Genomic DNA, 24,008 nt, shown 5'->3' on the forward strand with positions numbered 1-24,008 from the left:
ATTAAACTCAATTATGGTTACATTTAAGGGTAATAATTCTAAATCTATTCATACCATGAAACGACTATCGGAAGAAGACATTGAAAAAAGATTGTTAAAGCTACCTGATTGGGAATATTTCGATAATGCTATCCATGCAGAATTTGAGTTCGACAATTTCAAGGATTGCTTTAGCGCAATGAGTCGAATTGCTTTTGAGTGCGAAGCGCTTAACCATCACCCCAATTGGTCTAATGTATACAACGTATTAAACATAACCATTTACACTCACGATGCTGGAGGTGTAACTGAAAAGGACTTTAAACTTGCCGAGGCTATTGAAGCTATTGTTGAAGTTCAGGAGTAATCCTTTCCGTATAATTATTTTTTATTACTTTTCGCAACTAAACCAAATTTCATTTAATGAAGCTTAACTTCAGTTGCGTTTTCGTATCTTTTTTATTTCTATTTAAGGCTCAATCTCAAGATAGAAGTCTGTTTTGCAACCAAGTTGATGCCTTGACCAAACTTGTTGCCACATCACATTTCAAGCCAAAGCCCATAGATGATACCATGTCGGTTTCTGTTTATAAACTATTCCTAGAAGGAATAGATGACAATAATCGATTTTTAACAGAAGAAGATCTAAAAAAACTTGGCAAAGATTCCCTTTTGCTTGACGATTATATTCAAAACAAATCCTGTGATTTTATAAATCCATACATCACGACTTTATCTGCTCGAATAGAATATTCACAAAATGTTCTAAAACAACTTGAAACGGAAACATTAAACTATAGTGGTAAAGACACTATTTACTTCTACTCTAAGGATGTTGTTAAGTATTTGAGGAATGAAAACGACATTAAACGGTATTGGAACAAAAAAATACGATACGAAATACTTTCGAAAATTGTTGAAATTGACTCAAGTTTAAATCAATTACAAAAGGACTTTAAAACACTTGAAAGAAAAATAAAGCCTCAAATCATCCAGAAGCAAATTTGCGTACTCAATGAATTGATGAACCAAAATGGAGGTATTTCTGAATTTGTTGAGGAAGCTTTATTAAACGCTTACGTTAAATACCAAGACCCACATTCTACTTTTTTTAATCCTACCGATAAAACTATATATGAAAATTATCTCTCTAACGATCAATTATCTTTCGGAATAACTACAGACAAAAACAACTCAGGAGAAATTGTAGTAAGCTACATTAGCCCCGGAAGTCCAGCTTTTAATAACGGTAATATAGAAATAAATGACGTTATTAAATCTCTTCAATCCGAAAACGATACATTAGAGACCTATTGTGTCTCTAATGCAGATGTACAAGGATTTATGAGTAATAATGATCATAATTCAGTAACATTTACACTTCAAAAGAAAAACGGAACATTAGCTGCCATAGAGCTTACAAAAACTTTAAGCAAAGTAGAAGACAATACAATTGATGGTTACATAATAGGTGATGAAGAGCGTTTTGGATATATTGAAATTCCTTTATTCTATACAGATTTTGAGTCTCCCAATGGTTTAGGTGTTGCCAACGATGTTGCCAAACAAATCTATAAATTAGAAAAGGACAATATTGATGGCTTGATTTTGGATTTAAGATTCAATGCTGGAGGATCGATGAAAGAAGCCGCCGATCTAGTTGGAATGTTCATAAACAAAGGACCTCTGTCCATTTTAAAATATAGTGACGGGGAAACCTTTACTATGAGAGATTCAAACCGCGGTACAGTTTTCAATAAACCCTTAATTATTTTAACAAACAACTATAGCGCTTCAGCTTCGGAGTTTTTTGCAGCCGCTATGCAAGATTATAACCGAGCAATTCTTGTAGGTAGCTCTACTTTTGGAAAATCAACAGCTCAAGTTATTCTTCCTCTTGATGACGCAGAAACTCTAGGCTATTCTAAATTAACCGTTGAGAAATTCTATCGGGTTACAGGTAAAAGCCATCAGGGGAATGGTGTAACTCCTGATATTATTCTACCTTCTATTTATGACGGGTTTAGTGAAAAAGAAAATGCTAAACGCTATGCATTAGTTGCCGACACCATAGATATTACTTTAACTCCAATTCCATATGCTCCTCTTCCATTAGAAGTATTGAGAACTCAAAATAAAACAAGACTTAAAGTTAATAATCAATTTAAAACCATAGAGAAGTTCAATCATGATTTAGTGGAAAACTATATCAATAAAAACATTGAATACACGTTAACTTTAGAGAATGTATTTAACGATCACCATTCTTATAATCAAATATGGCAATCACTAGAGAAAAGCAATGATTCTCTAAAACCGCTCTGCAAAGTCAAAAATACCAGAGCAATGGATGAACTTTTAAAATACGACCTTGTAAGACAGGAAGAAAACCAAATAATTTTGGAAGTTATATCGAAAGACATTTACATCAATGAGTCTAAGGAAATCCTTCACGATTACATTCAATTATTAAACAACTATTAAAACACAAATTATATAACCAAAAATGAAAAAATTAATTTTAGTTGCGGGGTTTGCCTGCTTGTTACTAAACACTCACCGTGTATTTTCCCAAAGTTTTAAAAATGCCAATGAATATTTAGAATTTGTATCAGAAGAACACGAAAATATTTCAAAAAGCATGTGGAAATATACCAAAGCGGTAGCCCATAACAAAAGTGACCGAAGCATAAATAACAAACGTGAAACCCTTATTAAAACTGTAGAACGTTCCATTAAAAAGATTGAGAAAGCAGATGGTTATGATGGTAATGAGTTTAAAAATCAGGTTCTAGATCATTTAAAGTTCAATGAAAGTCTTTTAAAAGAGGATTATGCCAAGATTATAGACATGAAAGCTGTAGCAGAACAATCTTACGACTTAATGGAAGCCTATATCATTGCGCAAGAGATGACAGATAAAAAAATGGAAGAAGCTCAAGAGACTTACGAAAGAAATTTCCATGCCTTTGCAGATAAACACAACATTGAAATTATTGAGAATGAAACCGATCTTGCCAAGAAAATGGAAACCTCAAATGCGGTATTCAAATATTATAACAAACTTTATCTTATCTACTTTAAGGTATATGTTAATGAAATATACCTTATGGATGCTTTAAACATTAGCGACATATCTGCTATTCAGCAAAGCACCAATGCCCTTAGTACAAGTGCCAAGGAGGGTCTGTTAGAATTACAAAAAGTAGCACCATATAACAACGATAAATCTCTAATTGAAGCTACTAAAAAAGCTTTTGAATTCTACATAGACGAAGCAGACAATAAAATGCCTATTCTTTTGGACTTCTTAATGCTTAGTGAAAATTTCCAGGCTATTAATGAGTCTTTACAAAACACGCCAGAAAATAAGCGTACAAAGGAACAGGTAGCCGATTACAACAAAAAAGTAAACGAAGTTAACAAAGGGGTTAACACATTTAATAAAACCAATTCTCAGTTAAACGCAAAACGTCAGGAAATGCTTAATAATTTGAATGCAGCCAACGAGAAATTTTTAGATAAACACATTCCTAACGACTAAAAGGAATTTTTTAAATTTGTTGAGAATTTTAACAGACAAGTAAAAACATTATATTTATGGGAAGAGCTTTTGAATTTCGTAAAGCACGAAAAATGAAGCGTTGGTCAGCAATGAGCAAGGCCTTTACACGCATTGGTAAGGATATAGTAATGGCAGTAAAGGAAGGAGGCCCCGACCCAGATAACAATGCACGTTTAAGGGCTGTAATACAGAATGCTAAGGCTGTTAACATGCCCAAAGACAATGTTGAACGTGCCATAAAACGTGCTTCTGATAAAAATCAAGGAGACTATAAAGAAGTAATTTTTGAAGGATATGGCCCTCATGGAATTGCCGTACTAGTTGAAACTGCAACCGACAACAATACACGTACAGTTGCGAATATTAGGAGCTATTTCAACAAATGTGACGGAAGTTTAGGTACTTCTGGCTCGGTTGTCTTTATGTTCGATCACACTTGTAACTTCCGTATTAACGGAGATGGTTTAGACGCTGAAGAACTTGAACTTGAAATGATAGATTTTGGAGCCGAAGAGGTTTTTGTTGATGATGATGGCATTCTTATTTATGCTCCTTTTGAAAGCTTTGGAGCTATTCAAGCAGAATTGGAATCGAGAGGTATTGAAATTTTATCCTCTGGATTCGAGCGCATACCTCAAGTCACAAAAGAGCTAACAGAAGAACAACAAGCTGATGTTGAAAAGCTTCTTGAAAAGATTGAGGAGGATGATGACGTTCAAAATGTTTACCACACCATGCAAGAGTAACAATCAATAATAGCGGCGGATTCGAGAGTTTCTGCCGTTTTTCTTTTCTACCTTTATATCATTAACTCTTTATAGTAATACATATCGGTATTATTTAATAACCAGTAGCTACTCATACTTTATCTACCATATCATTAAATGTAATTAAAATCAAAGGAGTTATATTTTCTATGTACTTGAAACTTGAAAAGAATATAAAGATCTTGTTATTCCCTAAACATATATCTGAATTAAAATAAAAAAAGCTACTTCAACAAACCAAAAAGGTACTGAAGTAGCTTTTCAAGGGGTAGAGCGTAATGTTTCTTTTTAGGGACAGAGGCTGTTTACTTTATGTTTCACTAAACTCTATACAAATTTAACAAACATCACTCTAAAATCCCAACAAAAACACCTTTAAACCGCATTTTTATCTGATTATTAACATTTATAGTAAGGTATTTCTTAGCAAAAGGTGAACTATTATTTTAAAATTTTACAAGTTAGAAGTTACAATTGTGTAATTATATTATTTAACATCCTTTACACACCTAAAGCCAACGTGGTTCAAGCTTGAAGTTACTTCTAAAGGCATTCTGGCCGAAACTCTATAACTGGCGCAGTAAGAATCATTACATAAAAAAGATCCGCCTCTAAGTGTTTTAAATTGCTCATACTGATTGGGCGGATTATAGCTTCTTGTTGGTCCAATGGGATTCATTAAAGTTTCGGAAGCATTTATCCTCTTATAATATTCGACATCAAACCAATCGGTACAGATCTCCCAAACATTACCTGCCATGTCATAAAGTCCATATCCATTAGGTTCATAAGATTCTACAGGAGCTGTATAGCGAAACCCATCGGCTTCGGTATTATCATAAGGAAACTTTCCTGTCCAATAATTACATTTAGGATCGCCAACTTCAACATGTTCATCACCCCAAGGATATTTACTATGTTCTAAACCTCCTCTGGAGGCCCACTCCCACTCAGCCTCTGTAGGCAATCGTTTGCCTGCCCATGTGGCATAAGCTTTAGCATCTTCAATACTAACCTGCACTACCGGGTGGTTGTCCATTCCCTCAATACTACTATCTGGTCCAAACGGATGCTTCCAATTGGCTCCAGTAACCCAACGCCACCATTGAGAAAAATCGTTTAAAGGGACTGGACCTGACGTAGGTGTAAATACCAATGAACCCGCTTTTAATGAGCTATCTGCAGGTTTTGGTGTATTGGGTGGCAACTGTTTTTTTAATTCTTCCCAATCCACATCGCGTTCTGCAGAAGTAATATAACCTGTTTCCTTTACAAATTCAGCAAATTGAGCATTAGTAACTTCATGAGTATCCATATAAAATGCCGATACTTGTACCGGATGCTTTGGAAATTCTCTATCTAAAGCCAATTTATCTGGTTCTCCACCCATCATAAACTCCCCCTCTGGTATAAAAACCATACCCTTTGGTTCATTTTTATTCGACGCATTCAAAATCATACTACGCTTACTTAATCCACTCCCACAAGCTCCTTTGGCTGTAATCAAACTATCTTTTCTGTCTTCTGCCATCGATTGATCTAATTGATTCGCGCTTTCTTTCTCATTTAATTGATTACAGGACAGTACCAAAAAAACCAACAAAACAACAGAACTCAGGCTAAAAATTGAAGCTGTTTTTCTCATAATTAATGAATTAAGCGATATTCTATGTTATTAAAAATAACCATTTCATCTTAATATTTACAATTGAAACATTATGAAAATGAAAACACTATTGTTAAGTAGCTACTTTACTAAGCTCTATTTTTAGCACTGCTACTTAATTATTTAAAAATCGTTAAAACAAAAATTAATCTAATGGCTTTTATTAATCTATAGATTTTGAATGGTGGAAATGAACTTCATTTATTGATGTCTTAACACTAGATACCATCATCATAAACCACAAAACAATTCAACTTAATTAACTGTAATTCAGCGTTTTTAAACTAAACAAACGAATCTCTTTGATTAACTTTAAAAGACATTAATATTTTAACTTAACCATTAATATTATGAAAAAAACAGTGCTACAACTATTGTTATGTGGCTTATTTGTTATACTTACAATTTCTGTTCATGCACAGAAAAAGCCAAACATTTTGGTACTCTGGGGAGACGATATTGGAACCTGGAACATTAGCCACAATAACCGAGGTATGATGGGTTACAAAACACCAAACATTGATAAAATTGCCAAAGAAGGTGTGTCTTTTACAGATTATTATGCGCAACAATCATGTACAGCTGGTAGAGCGGCCTTTATTGGTGGAAATGTTCCCGTAAGAACCGGAATGACCAAGGTAGGTTTGCCAGGTGCTGAACAAGGTTGGCAGGAAAGCGATGTAACTATGGCAACCGTACTAAAGAGTCAAGGTTACGCTACTGGTCAATTTGGAAAGAATCACCAAGGAGATCTGGACACTCATTTACCTACCAATCATGGATTTGATGAATTTTTAGGGAATCTATATCACTTAAACGCAGAAGAAGAACCTGAAAATTATGATTACCCCGGAGATATGAAATTAAAAGATGGTAAAACCTTTAGGGAAAAGTTTGGTCCCAGAGGTGTTATCCACTCAACGGCAAATGGTAAAATAGAAGACACCGGACCATTAACAAAAAAACGTATGGAAACCATTGATGACGAAACATCGGATGCTGCTATTGCTTTTATAAAAAAACAAGTGAATGCAGGAAAGCCATTTTTTGTTTGGTGGAACGGTACACGCATGCATTTCAGAACCCATGTTAAAGAAGAACGCAGACACAAAGGACATGATGAATACACTGATGGGATGATTGAGCATGATATGCACGTTGGCAAATTTTTAACTCTATTGGACGAACTAGGCATTACAGATAATACCATTGTCATGTATTCCACAGATAATGGGCCTCATTACAATACTTGGCCTGATGCTGGCACCACACCATTTAGAGGAGAGAAAAACTCCAACTGGGAAGGAGCATATAGAGTACCAACCTTTGTGAAATGGCCTGGCCACTGGCAAAAAGGTGTTACCTTAAATGGAATTGTAGCTCATGAAGATTGGTTGCCTACGTTTGCAACTGCTGCGGGAGCTCCAAATATCAAAGATAAAATTAAGTCTGGTGTCTCTTTGAATGGCAGGTCTTACAAAAACTATATTGATGGATATGACTTGAATGACTATCTCTCAGGAAAATCAACTGAGTCTCCAAGACATGAATTTTGGTACGTGAATGATGACGGTCAAATTGTAGCAGCTCGTTATGATGATTGGAAAGTCGTCTTCTTGGAAAATCGAGGACAACAATTTGGGGTTTGGATAGAGCCGTTTCAAGAGTTAAGAGTTCCATTAATTTTTAATCTCAGAAGAGATCCCTTTGAAAAAGCACAGCACAATGCCAATATCTATTATGATTGGCTATTAGATCGCGCTTATGTATTGGTTCCTATTCAACAATTGGCGACTAACTTTCTGATGACAATGAAGGAATACCCTCCAAGTCAAACACCTGGATCCTTTAATTTAAGTGCAATTGAGAAAAAAATAAATTCTACCATTGGGGGAAATTAAATTTTTGCTAAAGTTAAAAAAAGGGTTGTTAAGCATTAATTAACAACCCTTTTACTTTTATAAGCAAAAAAAAGTCTAAAGCTCTCTGAGATAAAAATGTAACAAACTTATATTCAATTAATTAATGTAAGATAATTCATTTTTCATTAACTTTAATAAGTGCATAACTCTTTTGGTAATTTAATATAAAACCTCTGACTAACCTGAAATACCAGTTACAATGCGTAAGGACTATTACTCTCGAATGGCAATCATCTGGATACCCCTCATGTTTCTCTCTTTTTTGTCTTACGGCCAAGAGAGCAATAATGATACAACTTTAACAGATGAACTAAATATTGATTTTAATACAAAGAAAAAGAAGCACGATTATATATTACCACCATGGCGTGCAAGGCGATTTAACGCAAGTGCTGGATTATTTTTCCCACTGAATAATACCGAAGTAAGAGTTGGAGCCACTAACAGAGATCTCTCAACTACAATAGACCTTGAGGATGATTTAGGTTTTGAAAAAACCACTTTTTCGTTTATGGCAAAGTTCCAATGGCGCTTTTCTAAACGCTCTCGTGTAGAATTTGAATATTTCTATCTAGACAGAAAATCTACCAAGCGCTTAGAAAGAGAAATTGATTTTGGAGATGAAATCTACCCTATTAATGCTGAAGCAACGGCATTTTTTAACTTCAGTATAATCCGATTTTCATATAGTTATGCTATAATTAATAAACCCACGTATGAAATTGGGGTTTTAATAGGTTCGCATATCATGCTGGGAGACATAGGTATAAGAGCTAGGGTTAATGCTACGGAAGCTGAATTGAACAACAGTTTTGACTTTGTAGCTCCAATTCCTGATATTGGGCTATGGACAGATATTCAACTCTCTCCTAAGTTTGGAGTATATGGAAATATCAATTATCTGTCCTTAAGCATAGGAGATGTAAGTGGTAAGGTATTAAGCACTAATGCAGCTCTACTGTACAATATCCATAATAACTGGAATATTAAAGCTGGGTACAATTTACTCGATATTAAAGTAGACGTTGAAAAGCAAAGATTGGAAGGTAGTTTTGAATGGGGGTATAACGGCCCTACGTTATCTATTTGCTACACGTTTGGTGAACAGTTGAAAATTTAAGCACTAACTAACATTCCCGGTTACATGAAATTAAGATCCCTTAATTATTAGCTGAAATAACAATTCATCACTTTATATGAGACAAGGTATTCTATCTATAAAAAAAACTTTCATATTTACTGTTTTGTTTTTGTTCATTGGGGTTGAATATGCGAATAGTCAAGTTCTCATATCCTTGATTTTTGGAGACAAACTTAATTCAGATAAAATTGAGTTTGGTTTAGATGGAGGTCTAGCCATAAGTGACATTAACGGCATTGATCATGCTAAAGCTAGACAAAACTTTAATCTTGGATTTTATTTTGATTTTAAATTAAAACCAGAGCGGTTAAAGCTTCACACAGGTGTAATTGTAAAGTCTCCTGTAGGAGCTAAAGATATATCTACATATTCAATTGGAGACCAAGAAATAGACTCTTTATTTGAAGATGGAAATGTAAGTCGTAAACTAAATTACTTTTACATACCTGTCGCGGTTAAATACAATTTTGTTGATGATTTCTTTTTTGAGATTGGCCCTCAGATTGGTTTACTTTACAAAGCAAGAGACACATTTGAAAGTGAGACAGTAAACGGTCAGGATTTGGAATTGGAAAATGATGTTCGTAATGAATACAAAACTTTTGATTTAGGCCTCACAGCAGGTTTAGGGTATAAATTAATGAAAGGTACAGGGATTAATCTAGGAATACGATACTATTCTGGATTTTTAAATATTGCCAAGAACGATACAATGGGTAACCAGCGAAACCAAGTGTTTTATTTTTTTGCTGGTATTCCTATAGGAGCAGGAAAAAAATCAAAACAAAACTAATTATGAAAACAGTAAAGAACATTTGGACTATACAAACTATTTTGGTACTGTTTTTTACCTCATTTATTTGTAATGCACAAAGTCCAACGAAACTAGACAGTCATCTAGCACAATCGTATTACGATAGCATACAGAAAATGAATTACAATAAAGTGTTTCCCATTTGGGGTGCTAAAGCCTATAAAAAAGGGTACGACTTGCCCTTTCCTTGGGGAATAAGTGTTGTTTATTTTACACAACGCCAAGAAATTACTATAGATCGAACTTTAATTGGATTCAATGGTGGAGAAAAAGTTGATTTAAGCAATTTCATAAGTTTCGGACCAACAATAGCCACAACAAACGCCTACACGGTTAGACCCGATATTTGGATTTTTCCCTTTTTAAATATTTATGCCATAATTGGTGGAGGGACAACTGATACAAATGTGAATCTATTAGAACCAGTGGGTTTTAAAACCGATCAACATTTTGGTGCTAGTTCATTTGGTATTGGAGCTACTCTTGCTGGTGCAGTAGGTCCTGTTTGGTTGGCTTGGGATAACAATTATAATTTTGCAGATATTGAAGCAATTGTAGAACCCGTGCCAGCATTTAACTCTAGCTTTAGAATAGGCCATACTTTTTTTATGAACCCAAGCAAGCCTACAAAAACCTTCGCTGTTTGGGGTGGAGTATTTTACCAAAGCATTCAAAATGATACCAACGGAAGTATTGCTGTAAAAGACCTATTTCCCAATCTAGGTAGCGGAAATACCATAGAAAACTTAAGAGATTGGGCTTCTACTTTACCGCCTGCTCAACGCTTGGTGGCAAACCAAATTATAAATAAACTAGAAGATATAGGAAACGGTATTGATTCAGAAAACGCTACAGTCGATTATAAATTAGATAAAAAGGTAACTGCCCCTTTTAATTTAATTTTCGGAGCACAATATCAATTTAATAAACATTGGATGCTTAGAACAGAATTAGGTGTGTTTGGTAAGCGCAGTCAGTTTCTTCTTAATCTGAATTATAGATTCCAAGGATTTTAGGAGTGCTTTGGAACTTTCCCAATTACACCTAGGTAAAAACCACGAATAGCTTTAATATCTGCTTGTGCATCATTTCCTGGATAAAATGGCTCTGATACATGATTGGTTTTATTAGCAAAATCGAGTGTGAACATTATAATAGGCACATTTGCTTCTTTCGCTATATAGTAAAAACCTGTTTTCCATTCCATCACTTTTTTTCGGGTACCTTCTGGAGCTAAAGCCAATCGAAATTCATCTTTCTTTTGAAACAACGAGGCTATAGCTCCCACCTTATTTTGACCTGGAGTTCTGTCTAAAGGGGCTCCACCTACGGCCTTAAAATACAATCCAAAAGGCCACCTAAAAAGCTCTTTTTTAGCAATAAAATTAGTTTTTACACCAGTTACCTTACGTAACAATAAACTAATATAAAAGTCATGCCAGCTAGTATGTGGAGCGCCTATAATAACACATTTTTTAATACTATCCTTGGAGAAATTGACATTGCCCGTAATCTGCCAACCCAATAGTTTAAAATAAATGAACCTGGCAAACCAACGCATTTTACATTTTCTTATATAGTTGACGTAATTTCTCTCTATTAATGGTATTCTGCCATTGTTCCCCCAAAGCATTTTCCCATAACGGTACCAACCCCAAAGCCACATCGATCATGGTATTGATTTGCTCTTCAGGCAGGTTTTTACACAAACCTTGTGGAAGTTCAATACCGTGCTTCTCTTTCATTGCCTTAAAGTGTTTAACTCCTTCAGGGTAAAACTCCTCAAGATGATTAAACACAATACAGTTTCCAATTCCATGTTTTGTTCCCAAAACATACGAAAGCCCATAACTCATAGCATGAGCAACACCTACTTGAGAATAAGCTATGCTCATTCCTCCATGCCATGATGCCATCATCAATTTATCTTGCATCTCTTCTTCAGACAAAGTATCATTCAGAAATATCTCCATACAAAGCTCGTATGCTTTTTCCCCATAACTTTGACTAAACGCATTTAAATATGTCCCACTAAGCGATTCTACACAGTGAATATAACAATCCATCCCAGTATAGAACCATTGGTTTTTTGGAACATCCTTAGTTAGCTCTGGGTCCAGAATCACTTGATCAAAAGGCGTATGGTCTGAATTAATTCCTAATTTTTTATCTGGTCCGGTTAATACTGTTGTACGCGAAACCTCTGCGCCTGTACCAGAAATAGTAGGTATTCCAACATGATAAATAGCTGGTTGCTTAACCAAATCCCATCCTTGGTACTCCTTAGCATCTCCTTCATTTGTTAACATAATGGCTACAGCTTTAGCTACATCCATTACTGTTCCACCTCCAATACCAATAATACCGGAAGGCCTATCTTTATGCTCTAAAATGATTTGCTCTACCAACTCATCTATTTGAGATGTTTTGGGTTCCTCTTCAGTAGAAATATAGATAATCCTATCATTGTAGGCTAAAGGTATTCTGGAGGTTAACCAAGCGTTACCTTTAAAAACATCGTCTACAAAAAAGATAAAAGGGGCATTTGTATTTAAACGTTTCGGTTCCAAGATATCACCGATTTGATCGAAACTACCACGACCAAAGACAACTCGAGATACCATTGGAAAATTCTTATATTTCATTTACTAATCTTTCTTTTTACTCATTTAAAAATTCCTGAAAGCGTTCTGCAAATTGGCTTAGGTGGTAACCATCCACCAATGCATGGTTTACATTGATAGCTACTTGCATTATTAAACTTCCATTAATGTTTACAGCCTTTCCAAAAGCAAGTTTTGGTACCGAATCCAGCTTACCTGATACAGGTTCTTTATGACCTGTGAAATTAACCCACGGCAAAGCAGAACAGTGTATACAATCCAGACTGTTTTTTGGAGGGTATAATTCTCTAGAGTCGAAAATACGCTGCTTTTCAGCCTCAAGATTATCTAAAAAACGACTAAGATTTTCATCAAAATCGATAAACGAAAATCCAAAGGTTTTATTCTTACGCATAATCGTAGCGGAAGCATGAATTGTATCAAATTCCACTACTTCATCCTCTTTAATTCTATATTTAAAATTTTGTTCTGCATTAATTGCTCGCATACAATCGTGCAAATAACGTCCAAAAAAACTAACATTGTTAGCTTTGGAAAATTTGTTTGCTTTCGTTACATCGAATGGGATAATTACACCAAAATAAGGGTCTGACATAACCTTAAAATGCTCGTAGTGTTGTTTCCTATCCCAACTCGATATATCAATTATTCTGTAGTTCAAAATTAATTCATCAACTTTAAAACATCTGATAATTTACTTATTGTTTGATATTCCTTTCCGTTAGATTCACTTTCATGAACTTGTTCATGAATCCAAGTTGTATGAAAAGGTACATGTATTGCCTTAGCCTTTAGGTTTACCAAAGGTAAAATGTCTGACTTTAAAGAATTTCCAATCATTAAAAATTCCGAGGGTTTGATATCTAAATGGTTTAGCAGCTTACTGTAGTTAGCTTCCTTTTTATCACTCAGAACCTCTATATGATGGAAGTAGTCCAACAAACCAGATTTTTCTAGTTTCCTTTCCTGATCCAATAAATCTCCTTTTGTAACCAATATTAGCTTATACTTCTCTGAAAGATGCTCCAGCACTTCTTCTACACCTTCCAATAACTCCACTGGCTTATTTATCATATCCTTACCAATGTCCAAAATCGCTTCAATAGTTTTATTAGACGTTCTGTAATTGGACAACTCTAATGCCATTTCTACCATAGATAAAATAAAGCCTTTCACCCCATAACCGTAAAGCGATAGGTTTTTCATTTCCATCTTAAAGAGCTCTTGATCTATTTTGTTAGCGGTTTCATATTCTGCAAACAATTTTGCAAATTCAACTTCTGCTTCCCTAAAATATGTCTCGTTTACCCATAGGGTATCATCGGCATCAAACCCAATTACTTTTATGTTACTGTAATCTACTTCCATAACTTTTTGGCTCGTTCTAAATCTTCTGGCGTATCGATTTCAACTCCCTGAACATCAGTCTCTATCATTTTTATACGCTTTCCATATTCTAAATAGCGAATACATTCAATTTTTTCAGATGCTTCCAAACTAAGCATTGGCAATCGATAAAAATCCAACAATGCATCTTTTCGAAAAGCATAAACGCCTTTGTGCTTATAGTGTTTAACATCCACTTCCGGGTCTCTGGGAAATGGAATTGGGAAACGAGAAAAATACAATGCAAAATTATTTTGATCTACAATTACTTTAACTGTATTTGGGTTTTCTATCTCCTCCCTATCTGTGATTTGAACCATTAGTGACGCTAAATCAATGTTTTTATCGTGATCATCGTTGAAAACCTCTATAAGCTTTTTTAAAGAAGATACTTCTGTAAATGGTTCATCACCCTGAACATTTACAACAATATCAACATCCATGAACTCTACAGCTTCTGCAATACGGTCACTTCCACATTGATGCTCTTTTTTACTCATAATGGCCTTACCACCATTGGAGGTAATAACATCGTAGATTATATCACTATCGGTAACCACATAAATTTCATGGAACAATTTAGTGGCCACGGTAGCCTCATAAGTTCTTAAAATTACCGGTTTTCCTCCTAAATCCTGCATTAATTTTCCTGGAAAACGGGAAGCCGCGTAACGTGCGGGAATCATAGAAATAATTTTCATAAGTATAATCTACATTTCTGTTTCAAAAATAAATAAATAAGCACGAATTCAAGATGCTTTCACTTTAAAGTTATTGCAAAACGAATCATTTTAAAACTTCAAATATTAGGATAGCCTGTACCCCAAAGCTTTAGTCCATTGAGACAAAATCTTCATCTTTAAACCCTATTAGATAAAGTTTACTCCTAGCCCTGGTTACTGCAGTATATAACCACCTTAAATATTCCTTATCAACTCCATTTGGCAGGTAAGGTCTCTCTACAAAAACAGTTTCCCATTGCCCTCCTTGTGATTTATGACATGTAATGGCATAAGAAAATTTAACTTGTAAAGCATTAAAGAATTTGTTGTTTTTGACACTCAAGAACTTTTTATAGTTACTTGTTTCATTTTGATAGTCTTCCATTACCGCTTGGTACATTCGATTTGAGTCTTCATATGTAAGCGAAGGGGTTTCTGCTTCAATGGTGTCAAGAAGTAAAACCGTTTCAAAAGGTTTCATTTTAGGATAATCGACCATTCGAATTTTAACTTCTGCAAATCGAAACCCATACAACTCCTTGATGCTAAAAATTTCCAATACTTCAACAATATCTCCATTAGCAATAAAGCCTGCTTCACTTGTTGGTTTTACCCAGAAATAGTTATTCTTTACAACCATTAAATAATCGCCAGCCGTCAATTCATTTTCATTGAATAGAATTCGACTTCGTATTTGTTTGTTATAAAGATTGGCCCTCTTATTACTCCTTACTATAATTACAGAATCCTCGTTTCCTAAAGTACTGTAGGAATCGTTGATAGCATCCATGATTTCGTGGCCGTCTATCAAACGAACAATGTCATGAAACCCCTTTAGATTAAACTTAAAACTATCGAAAAATTCATCATGAATAGTTTCACGTATTTCAGTTGCGTTAAATAAAATACCCGACTCCTGTTCTTGTCGAACAACTTCATCCAACTCCATTCTGGACACCTCTTTATTATAGTTTAACTCCAACGTTTGTTCGTTCAAGGCCGGACTCAAATCCAGTTTAACAGGTGGAAGCTGAGCCGTATCACCTATCAATAACAATTTGCACTTATGACCTGAATATACATATTGTACTAGATCGTCAAGTAGTGAGCCATTTTCAAAAAGTTTGGAATCTCCTGGTGTATCTGAAATCATCGAAGCTTCATCAACTATAAAAATTGTATCTCTATGTTTATTGGGTTGAAGTACGAACTTCACGCCTCCTCCTCGCTCCTTTCTTGGGAAATATATCTTTTTATGAATAGTGAACGCTTCCTTTCCTGAATAATTTGCTATAACCTTAGCTGCACGGCCTGTTGGTGCTAACAACACCGCACTTTTTCTTGCTTTCCACAAATGAGTTACTATAGTACTTACAATAGTTGTTTTACCAGTTCCAGCGTAACCTTTAAGCACATAAGCAGCATTTTTAGTATCTTTAAAAATAAAATTGGCCAATTGTTGAAGTACTATATCCTGTTTTAGTGTGGGGGAAAATGGAAATTCTTGTTTTATAAGGGAATAGAATTCGGAAGCGGTCATTGAAAGCCTGTTCTTGTTAAAATTTAATCAAAGATAGTAATGATTTTTACTAGCATTGGTTTTTACGAATAAAAAAAAATTGTAGATTTGCGAAAGACCTTTTAATAAAATTTAACTAAATCGCGTCATGTTCACAATACTCTTAATTGCAGTTGCCGTAATTCTTTTAACAATTGCTTTAGTATGGATAGTAGACAAATTTTTGCCTACCAAACTTAAGCCTGTTCTACTTATTGGACTATGGATTTTAATTGGCTTCTTAGGTTATCAAACCTACATGTCCATATATGAACCTATAAAATTCAACAAGCTTAAAAATAATCGTTATGCGAAAGTTATTGAGCGTTTAGTTGATATTAGAGATGCACAATTAGCACACAAGCAAATTACAGGAAAGTTTGCAGGAAACTTTGACGATTTAATTACTTTTATCGATACTGCACAATTTACTATCACGCAACGTAGAGACTCCACTGTTAAAGATGTAGAAGCGTCAAAGAGCTACGGTGTAGATATGTTCAAAGATATTACCCTAACAGACACTTTAGGCTTTGTACCTGTAAAGGATTCATTGTTTAAAGGTTCTGATCGCTATAAAACAATGATGAATGTTCCTGTTGGAGAACAAGGAGCTAAATTTAAAATGGAATCTGGTTTAATAAACCAAAATGATGTTAATATTCCAGTGTTTGAAGCATCTGTAAAAAAGGACATCATTCTTTTCGACCAAAACAAGGATCTTTTAGTACAAGAAAACCAAGTGATGTCTGTTGATGCTGTTAATGGTGATGCTCTAAAAGTGGGATCTATGACTGAAGTAAACACATCTGGAAACTGGCCTAAAGTATATGGCTCTAACGAGTAAAAAACCATCAAAACTAACTAACCAAGAGTTGTCCATTCAAATCAGTTTGAGTGGACTTTCTTTTTGTATCCTACAGAAAGATACCCTGACAGTTACCTATCTCAAGCATTTTAAAAAAGAGCAAAAATGTAACCCAATAGAATTATTGGACTGGATTAAGGAAGCTTTTGATAATGAGGAGGAATTGAGTCAGCTTTTTCGGAAAGTCCAACTCATACATTCTAATGAATTGGCTTCGCTTGTCCCCGATAAATTTTTTGATGAAGCCCATTTAGCCGATTATCTTAAATATAATGCTAAGATATTAGTATCTGACTATATATCTTACGACACAATAGATATTAATCGCTCTAAAAACGTTTATGTTCCATACGTTAATGTAAACAATTTTATTTACGATCAATTTGGAGAATTCACATTCAAGCATTCTGCCACAATACTTATTGAGAATGTCTTAAAGCAAGAACAACAGACAATCGAATCTGTTATGTATATAAATGTTGACCATCCTCATTTTGAAATTGTAGTCATAAAATCTGGAGAGCTTCAATTTTATAATCGATTTGAATTCACTACTAAAGAGGACTTTATTTATTATGTACTTTTTACAGTAGAGCAACTGGAATTAAACCCAGAAACTGTTAAGGTCAAGCTCGTAGGCTCTATTAACGAAAATGACGAACTTTACAATATGGTTTACAAATACATTAGAGAGGTGAATTTTGGAAAGAATACTCATAATTTAAACTTCACCAAATCTCCAAAAAACAACCATAGCAATTTTATTATATTAAACAGTTTTTAAAGCATGCGGATAATTTCCGGAAAATATAAAGGACGAAAGATTGTAGCTCCAAAAAAGTTACCGGTACGCCCTACTACGGATATGGCCAAAGAGGCCCTATTCAACATTGTAAATAACCTGTATTATTTCGACTCAATTTCTGTTTTAGACCTATTTTCTGGTACAGGTAACATAAGTTATGAGTTTGCCTCGAGAGGAACCACAGAAATTACAGCAGTTGATCAAAATTTTGGCTGTATAAAGTTTATAAACCAAACTGCCGAAAGTTTTGACATGCCTATTCGTACTATTAAAAGTGATGTTTTTAAATTTTTAGAACAAAGCAAGCAAAAATACACACTCATTTTTGCAGACCCTCCATACGATATTGGTGATGACGAATTCGCTAAAGTGCCAGTTCTTGTGTTTGAAAATGATTTACTTGAAAACGAAGGTGTTTTGATTGTTGAGCATGCTAAGCATACTAATTTGTCTTCACTACCCCATTTTAGTTATTCAAGATCATACGGTGGAAGTGTGTTTAGTTTTTTTGAGAAAGAAGAAGCCGAATAAGGATAACAAACTATCCCCTTTCAATAACACTTAACGCCAAACGAATCTTAAAATAGTCCAATTGTTCATTAAAGTGTTCAAAATACGGTTTTAAAACTGAAGGATTGTTCAATTCCACTTTAGCCTGTTTTACAGCTTGTATTTCGCTTTTCGATACAAAATCGTAAATATTAATCTCTTTTCCATCCAGATATAACTTAGCGATATGAGAATAGATGGTTGTTTGATTCAATTTTCTTTTTTGAGCAATTTCCTCAACAGAACAACCTGATTCATAAAGTTTAAACGTTTCTAAATACGTATCCTTCTTTCTAGGCTTCTTACGCTTTGAAGCCATAAAATCAATGATCTCTGCTATAAACTCATCCCCATAAACTTCCAGCTTCCTCTGTCCTACTCCGCTTATCGTAAGGAATTCCGATTCACTCATTGGTCGTACTTGTTCCATCTCCTTTAGAGTAGCATCATTAAAAACTAGATACGGCGGAATATCCTCTTCTTGTGCAATTTTATAACGTAGTTTCCGCAAACGCTCAAATAGATTGTTATCCTGTGCTTGTTTAATTGGTTTAGGCTTCTTGGGCTTAGCAATAGCTTCTGATTGATGTACAGCATGTGTTAGCAATACATTATGACTTTGAAACAAAACCTTATTTGCAAGATGAGTAAGTTGCAAATTATTATGATCGTGAAAAGCAATTTCGCAATACCCTTGATTAATAAGCTGGACAATATAGTGCTGCCAGTCTTTCCATGAAATGTCCTGTCCAATCCCATAAGTTGACAATCCATCCAAAGCCTTTTCAATTATATTAGTATTACGAGCACCTCTTAAAACATCTATTATTGTTCCTATAGCTTCATTTTGATTGGCTCTAGCTATTGTTGAAAGTATTTTTTGGGCTATAATAGTTCCATCAAAAAACTGAGGTGGATTTTTACAGATATCACAATTACCACAATTTTCTTCCAACAGTTCCCCAAAATACCCTAACAGAATTTTTCTTCGGCAGGTAGTAGCCTCGCTAAACTGCTTCATCCTATCCAATTTGGCCAATTGCACTGCTTCATTCGATGACCCTTTAGCAAATTTCTGAAGCTGAATCACATCAGCATAGCTGTGAAATAGCAATGCATAAGAAGGCAGACCGTCCCGACCTGCACGTCCTATCTCCTGATAATAGCCTTCAATATTCTTTGGCATATTATGGTGAATCACCCATCTCACATTTGATTTATCTATTCCCATACCAAAAGCAATGGTAGCGCAAATCACCTGTGAGTCATCAAAAATAAAGTCTTCTTGTATTCTGGTACGCTCCTCAAAACTCAATCCTGCATGATATGCCTTAGCCGGGATACCATTATCTGAAAGTTTTTGAGCCAATTGTTCGGTATTCTTTCTACTTAGGCAGTAAACAATCCCAGATTGATTGGGGCGCTTTTTTATAAATCGGACGATTTGTTGAGTTCTTCCATCAGCAGGACGTACTTCTATTTCTATATTCTTCCTATCGAAAGAAGAAATAAACTGCTTAGCATGGGAAATATTAAGCTGATTGACAATATCCTGTCTCGTAGCTTTATCAGCAGTAGCTGTTAAAGCAATAATAGGCGTATTGGGCAATTGCTTTTTAAGAAACCCTAATTGCTGATAAGATGGTCTAAAATCCGGCCCCCATGACGAAATACAGTGTGCCTCATCAATAGCTAAACAACTTATATAACTTTCCTTTAATACATTTTCCAACCCAGCAAGACTCTCTGGTGCAACATAAAGTAGTTTAATTTCAGCTCGTGCTACACGATCTAATACTCTTTCTTGATCTGCTACATCCTGACTACTGTTAAAAAAAGCTGCAGGAATACCGTTGGCCAACAATCCATCCACCTGATCTTTCATTAAGGCTATCAAAGGTGAAATAACAACAGTGACTCCAGGAAACAATAGCGCTGGCAACTGAAAACAAATAGACTTTCCTCCTCCAGTTGGCATAATTACCAAACAATCACTTTTACTTAAAACCGACTCTACAATGTCTTGCTGTGTCGCCCTAAAGGTATCGTAACCAAAATATTGTTTTAGAGTATTATGAATATCAGATTGTATTGGTTTGATTGCCATTGAGGATAGGTATTTCGTGCTGCAAAAGTAGTTTGATTATTAAAAGAGTACAAATAATGTAAGCATTCAATTTCTATAAAAAAGCGCTTCAATTAAACCTTCTAAATTCTTCAACTTTAATATGTTTTTTTTTGAATCATTTAGAATAAATATCAAAATAGTTTACAGATATTTATTAGCGAAATCTCTAATGTGGTTTTAGAGAATTAAAAAACAAAAAAACACTCATTAACAATGCATTACAATACAACTGAACTGTTTCAGGATTAGAGATGAACATCACTATAAGAAAGGCTAAAACAGACGATTTGGAGTTCCTATGGGCTTTGGAAAACAAATCCTTTCCTGAATTTCAGAGAAACACCAAACAGAATATAAAAAACAGTATAGTTAGCCAATTTCAAGAACTGCTAATTGTTGAAACTGGCCATAAAAAGAAACAGTCCATAGGTTCTGTTATTTTGTTCAAATACAAGTACAGTTTAAGAATCTATTCCATTGCTGTTTTGCCAGAGCACCAAAACAAGGGTATTGGAGAGGTTTTATTAAACCATGTGAAAGAATATGCCATTCGCGGTAATTTTGAAAAAATCATTCTTGAAGTCAACGCCAAAAACCAAAAATTAACTAATTGGTACAAGACCAGAGCGTTTCAGGTTACAGATACCTTAAAGGATTATTATGGCAGCAATGAAGATGCTCTTAAGATGCAATTAAGTGTACAAGCACCTCCTAGATCTAAAAAGACACAAAACCTGATTGTAATGAACAAACCCTATAGTTGGAACCAAACCGATATAAATGCACAAATTGTTTCTGTTAGGGACTATATCAATAACCCCATTTACCATAACAGTACAGATTATAGAGTATTTAACCTTTGTAGTTCCTATAAATACCAAAGTTATGGGTATTATGTCTCACTATTGGCTTCGGCTCGGGGGCAACGTGTTATACCAAGCATTACTACAATACGGGATTTAAGGATATTAAATGTAATCCAGTCTGCTGCTTATGAGGTTGACGATATAATCAACAAAAAACTGGAGCGTATTAAGGATACTTCCTTTTCGCTGAACATTTATTTTGGGCAAACACCCAACAAGGGATTTCAAACCTTAGTAAAAAAGTTATACCTGCTTTTTGAAGCCCCGTTGTTTAAAGTGAACTTTATTAAACCAGACAGATGGTTGATCAAGGATATCAAGATTCTCAACATCAATCAGGTAGCAGAAGATGACATTGAGAAGATGCATGAATTTGCAGCAAATCATCTAAGTCGCAAACGGTATAACGTCTCTAAACTCACGAATTTTAAATACGATCTAGCAATACTGACAAACCCGCTAGAGGAAAATCCGCCTTCTAACATACAAGCCCTGCAAAAATTAAAAAAAGAAGCCAATCAAAAAGGGGTTTATGTCGAATTTATAACTAAGACTGATATAGACAAAATCAATGAATTTGATGCTCTATTTATTAGAGAAACCACTAATGTAAATCATCATACATACGAAATTTCAAGACTAGCATTTGCTGAAGGACTCGTTGTAATAGATGATCCTTGGTCTATTTTAAAATGTTCGAATAAAATTTATCAAAACGAACTTTTTAAGAAACATAAAATACTAACACCAGCCACTAGAGTGTTTACAAAAAATCTATTTGATAAAAAGCTGCTTAACAACTTAAACTACCCTATGGTATTAAAACAACCAGATAGTGCCTTCTCATTGGGAGTAACCAAAGTAAGTACAAAAGAAGAAGCTTTAAAGGAACTTAACCGATACTTTAAAACATCGGATATGGTGATATGTCAAGATTTTCTCTACTCGGAATACGATTGGCGTATAGGTATTTTAGACAACAAACCCCTTTACGCCTGCAAATACTATATGTCTCCAAATCATTGGCAAATATATGATTGGAACAGCGATAGTACTGACAAATCTGGTGATTCTGAAACTCTGGCGTTGGAAGATGTCCCAAGTAGTGTACTGCAGACGGCTCTGAAAGCAGCTTCACTAATCGGAGACGGTCTCTACGGTGTTGATTTAAAATTTGTTGATGAAAAAATATATGTTGTTGAAGTAAATGACAATCCTAATATTGATACTGATGTTGAAGATTTGGTCCTGGGGGACAAATTGTATGAAAGAATTATCGATTCCATAATAAGTAAAATTGAAATCGCGAAAAACATTAGTAAAATCAATTTTAATATCAATTGATGAAGATCCCTTTAAAAGGTAGAGCTACCTAACATCAATTTTTACTATTGATACTTTAGGTAGCTCTTATTATTGGGTAATAACATACTTAACTGGCTAATGTCTTTTGGAGTCTTATGTCATTTATAAATGTATCTATGCTTTCCTTTTGCAATCCTGGCACACAAATAATATGAGCAATATCGCCCTCTGAAGCCAATTGATATTTTTTACAAAGCATTTCCGATGGTTTTTCCATTACAACCGTCAGAGCCTCATTGTTTCTCCAAGCCTTTACTCCTAAGTCATTCAACTCCTTTTCTGTATAGGCAGCTAATTCTTGGCATTTTTTAACACGATTAGCTAAACCTTCTTTACCATATGTTTTAATCAGTTGCCACATAAACAAAGGCGTTAATCCATTTCTGGAACCTGTGATAGTAGTATCCATTGTTCCTACATACGAAATAGAATTTGCAATTCTGTTTCTATGCTGACGCCTTGCCATTACTACACCACAAGGTATTGGGCCTCCAAGAAATTTATGTCCAGAAATAGCAATACTATCCACTCCCTCAGAAAAATCAAATTTAGGTTTTGGTTCAACAAAAGGGGCAATGCTTCCCAAGAAAGCAGCATCACAATGGATATAATAGTCCTTGATAGCATACTGACGGATAATACGCTTTATCTCATCAAGCTTATCGACAGCCTCTGTCATTGTTGTTCCTATATTAAGAAAAAATATTGCTGGTTTATCACGACGTAACATCACAGATTGTTCTAAATCCTGATAATCGATTTCACCATTTTCTTGGCTTCGAATTACAATATTATCGAGTTTAAGCAGATGTAAATTCTTTTTAACACTGTAATGGGTTGACTCACTATAATATACAACTGCATTTGGATAACGCTCTCTAGCCAAATACAAACCATAAAGATTACCTTCGGTACCACCGTTAGTGATGTACCCCCAAACCTCATTTGTATTGGTGGACAATATATCCGCAAAAAATGAAATACATTGATTTTCTATATCCTTAGTGTCTATAGCTAATGTTGAAGGTGATTCTGGGTCACCAACATTATTGATACACAGGTCTAAAAATGGTGCAAAGTCGCTAAAGGAAAAATCCTTTGCCAAGGGATAACCCAAAAAACCATTTGTATTGGCTTTAATTCTATTGTAAATAGCTTCTATCTCATTCATAACTAAACTATTATTTTCTGACGCAAAGATAGTACAACAGTATTTTTTAATACTAAAAAAGCTTACAATAACAAATTATTACCACAAAATAGGTATTAAAAAGAATTTTATA

General features: G+C 34.7%; 21 protein-coding genes. 12 read left to right on the top strand and 9 right to left on the bottom strand.

The genetic code is table 11. The annotated features are described in order from the left end of the window. Positions 1–55 precede the first annotated feature (55 nt). From PWU04_RS07685 to PWU04_RS07700, 4 genes are read left to right on the top strand one after another with little or no spacing between them, the layout of a single operon-like run. A complete protein-coding gene (locus tag PWU04_RS07685; protein WP_274475413.1) occupies positions 56–346 on the top strand; it encodes a 4a-hydroxytetrahydrobiopterin dehydratase in 291 nt (96 codons plus the stop codon). Between the two features lie 56 nt (positions 347–402). Continuing rightward, complete coding sequence (locus PWU04_RS07690) at positions 403–2,463, top strand: S41 family peptidase (RefSeq protein WP_274475414.1); 2,061 nt, start codon at positions 403–405, stop codon at positions 2,461–2,463. Between the two features lie 22 nt (positions 2,464–2,485). After that, positions 2,486–3,523: an LIC11966 family surface protein gene (locus PWU04_RS07695; RefSeq protein WP_274475415.1), complete on the top strand. Its 1,038-nt coding sequence runs from the start codon at positions 2,486–2,488 to the stop codon at positions 3,521–3,523. Positions 3,524–3,579: 56 nt separating this feature from the next. Then, positions 3,580–4,290 carry a YebC/PmpR family DNA-binding transcriptional regulator gene (locus PWU04_RS07700; protein ID WP_274475416.1) on the top strand — a complete coding sequence of 237 codons (711 nt, stop codon included), beginning with the start codon at positions 3,580–3,582 and terminating at the stop codon, positions 4,288–4,290. 508 nt (positions 4,291–4,798) lie between these two features. On the opposite strand, the gene PWU04_RS07705 is transcribed toward PWU04_RS07700, so the two are convergent. Further along, positions 4,799–5,956 carry a formylglycine-generating enzyme family protein gene (locus tag PWU04_RS07705; protein ID WP_274475418.1) on the bottom strand — a complete coding sequence of 386 codons (1,158 nt, stop codon included), beginning with the start codon at positions 5,954–5,956 and terminating at the stop codon, positions 4,799–4,801. Between the two features lie 371 nt (positions 5,957–6,327). On the opposite strand from PWU04_RS07705, the gene PWU04_RS07710 reads away from it, so the two are divergent. The 4 genes from PWU04_RS07710 to PWU04_RS07725 all read left to right on the top strand — a co-directional run bounded on the left by PWU04_RS07710 (position 6,328) and on the right by PWU04_RS07725 (position 10,870). After that, a complete protein-coding gene (locus PWU04_RS07710; RefSeq protein WP_274475419.1) occupies positions 6,328–7,878 on the top strand; it encodes an arylsulfatase in 1,551 nt (516 codons plus the stop codon). A 220-nt stretch (positions 7,879–8,098) separates the two neighbouring features. After that, positions 8,099–9,019, top strand: a complete 921-nt coding sequence (locus tag PWU04_RS07715; RefSeq protein WP_274475421.1) for a TonB-dependent receptor — start codon at positions 8,099–8,101, stop codon at positions 9,017–9,019. A 76-nt stretch (positions 9,020–9,095) separates the two neighbouring features. Further along, positions 9,096–9,833, top strand: coding sequence for a porin family protein (locus PWU04_RS07720; RefSeq protein WP_274475422.1), 738 nt, complete (start codon positions 9,096–9,098; stop codon positions 9,831–9,833). Positions 9,834–9,835: 2 nt separating this feature from the next. Further along, complete coding sequence (locus PWU04_RS07725) at positions 9,836–10,870, top strand: hypothetical protein (RefSeq protein ID WP_274475423.1); 1,035 nt, start codon at positions 9,836–9,838, stop codon at positions 10,868–10,870. On the opposite strand, the gene PWU04_RS07730 is transcribed toward PWU04_RS07725, so the two are convergent. The 6 genes from PWU04_RS07730 to PWU04_RS07755 all read right to left on the bottom strand — a co-directional run bounded on the left by PWU04_RS07730 (position 10,867) and on the right by PWU04_RS07755 (position 16,126). Then, complete coding sequence (locus PWU04_RS07730) at positions 10,867–11,415, bottom strand: 1-acyl-sn-glycerol-3-phosphate acyltransferase (RefSeq protein ID WP_274475424.1); 549 nt, start codon at positions 11,413–11,415, stop codon at positions 10,867–10,869. The genes PWU04_RS07725 and PWU04_RS07730 overlap by 4 nt on opposite strands. Position 11,416: 1 nt before the next feature. After that, on the bottom strand, positions 11,417–12,499 hold the full coding sequence (locus PWU04_RS07735) for an iron-containing alcohol dehydrogenase family protein (RefSeq protein WP_274475425.1): 1,083 nt from the start codon (positions 12,497–12,499) through the stop codon (positions 11,417–11,419). A 16-nt stretch (positions 12,500–12,515) separates the two neighbouring features. Next, positions 12,516–13,139, bottom strand: coding sequence for a CatA-like O-acetyltransferase (locus PWU04_RS07740; RefSeq protein WP_274475427.1), 624 nt, complete (start codon positions 13,137–13,139; stop codon positions 12,516–12,518). Positions 13,140–13,141: 2 nt separating this feature from the next. Next, positions 13,142–13,846: an HAD family hydrolase gene (locus PWU04_RS07745; protein ID WP_274475428.1), complete on the bottom strand. Its 705-nt coding sequence runs from the start codon at positions 13,844–13,846 to the stop codon at positions 13,142–13,144. Next, entirely contained in the window at positions 13,837–14,565 is a 729-nt protein-coding gene (kdsB, locus tag PWU04_RS07750; protein WP_274475429.1) for a 3-deoxy-manno-octulosonate cytidylyltransferase, read from the bottom strand. Before kdsB ends, PWU04_RS07745 begins: the two co-directional genes overlap by 10 nt. A gap of 130 nt (positions 14,566–14,695) precedes the next feature. Continuing rightward, positions 14,696–16,126: an ATP-dependent DNA helicase gene (locus tag PWU04_RS07755; RefSeq protein WP_274475430.1), complete on the bottom strand. Its 1,431-nt coding sequence runs from the start codon at positions 16,124–16,126 to the stop codon at positions 14,696–14,698. A 127-nt stretch (positions 16,127–16,253) separates the two neighbouring features. Between PWU04_RS07755 and PWU04_RS07760 the strand changes: the two genes are divergently transcribed. From PWU04_RS07760 to PWU04_RS07770, 3 genes are read left to right on the top strand one after another with little or no spacing between them, the layout of a single operon-like run. After that, entirely contained in the window at positions 16,254–16,991 is a 738-nt protein-coding gene (locus tag PWU04_RS07760; protein WP_274475431.1) for a hypothetical protein, read from the top strand. Next, the gene (locus PWU04_RS07765) at positions 16,975–17,796 is read left to right on the top strand and encodes a DUF3822 family protein (protein ID WP_274475432.1); all 822 of its coding nucleotides are present in this window, start codon (positions 16,975–16,977) and stop codon (positions 17,794–17,796) included. The genes PWU04_RS07760 and PWU04_RS07765 overlap by 17 nt, the downstream gene beginning before the upstream one ends. Positions 17,797–17,799: 3 nt before the next feature. Further along, a complete protein-coding gene (locus PWU04_RS07770; RefSeq protein WP_274475433.1) occupies positions 17,800–18,348 on the top strand; it encodes an RsmD family RNA methyltransferase in 549 nt (182 codons plus the stop codon). A 10-nt stretch (positions 18,349–18,358) separates the two neighbouring features. Here the strand turns inward: PWU04_RS07770 and recQ are convergent, their stop codons facing one another. Next, a complete protein-coding gene (gene recQ / locus PWU04_RS07775; protein WP_274475434.1) occupies positions 18,359–20,473 on the bottom strand; it encodes a DNA helicase RecQ in 2,115 nt (704 codons plus the stop codon). Positions 20,474–20,745: 272 nt separating this feature from the next. Between recQ and PWU04_RS07780 the strand changes: the two genes are divergently transcribed. Next, entirely contained in the window at positions 20,746–22,704 is a 1,959-nt protein-coding gene (locus tag PWU04_RS07780; protein WP_274475436.1) for a GNAT family N-acetyltransferase, read from the top strand. 88 nt (positions 22,705–22,792) lie between these two features. On the opposite strand, the gene PWU04_RS07785 is transcribed toward PWU04_RS07780, so the two are convergent. Next, positions 22,793–23,896, bottom strand: coding sequence for a histidine decarboxylase (locus PWU04_RS07785; protein ID WP_274475437.1), 1,104 nt, complete (start codon positions 23,894–23,896; stop codon positions 22,793–22,795). Positions 23,897–24,008: the final 112 nt, after the last annotated feature.

This window comes from Mangrovimonas aestuarii, from assembly GCF_028767185.1.
In the GTDB taxonomy this organism is placed as follows: domain Bacteria; phylum Bacteroidota; class Bacteroidia; order Flavobacteriales; family Flavobacteriaceae; genus Mangrovimonas_B; species Mangrovimonas_B aestuarii.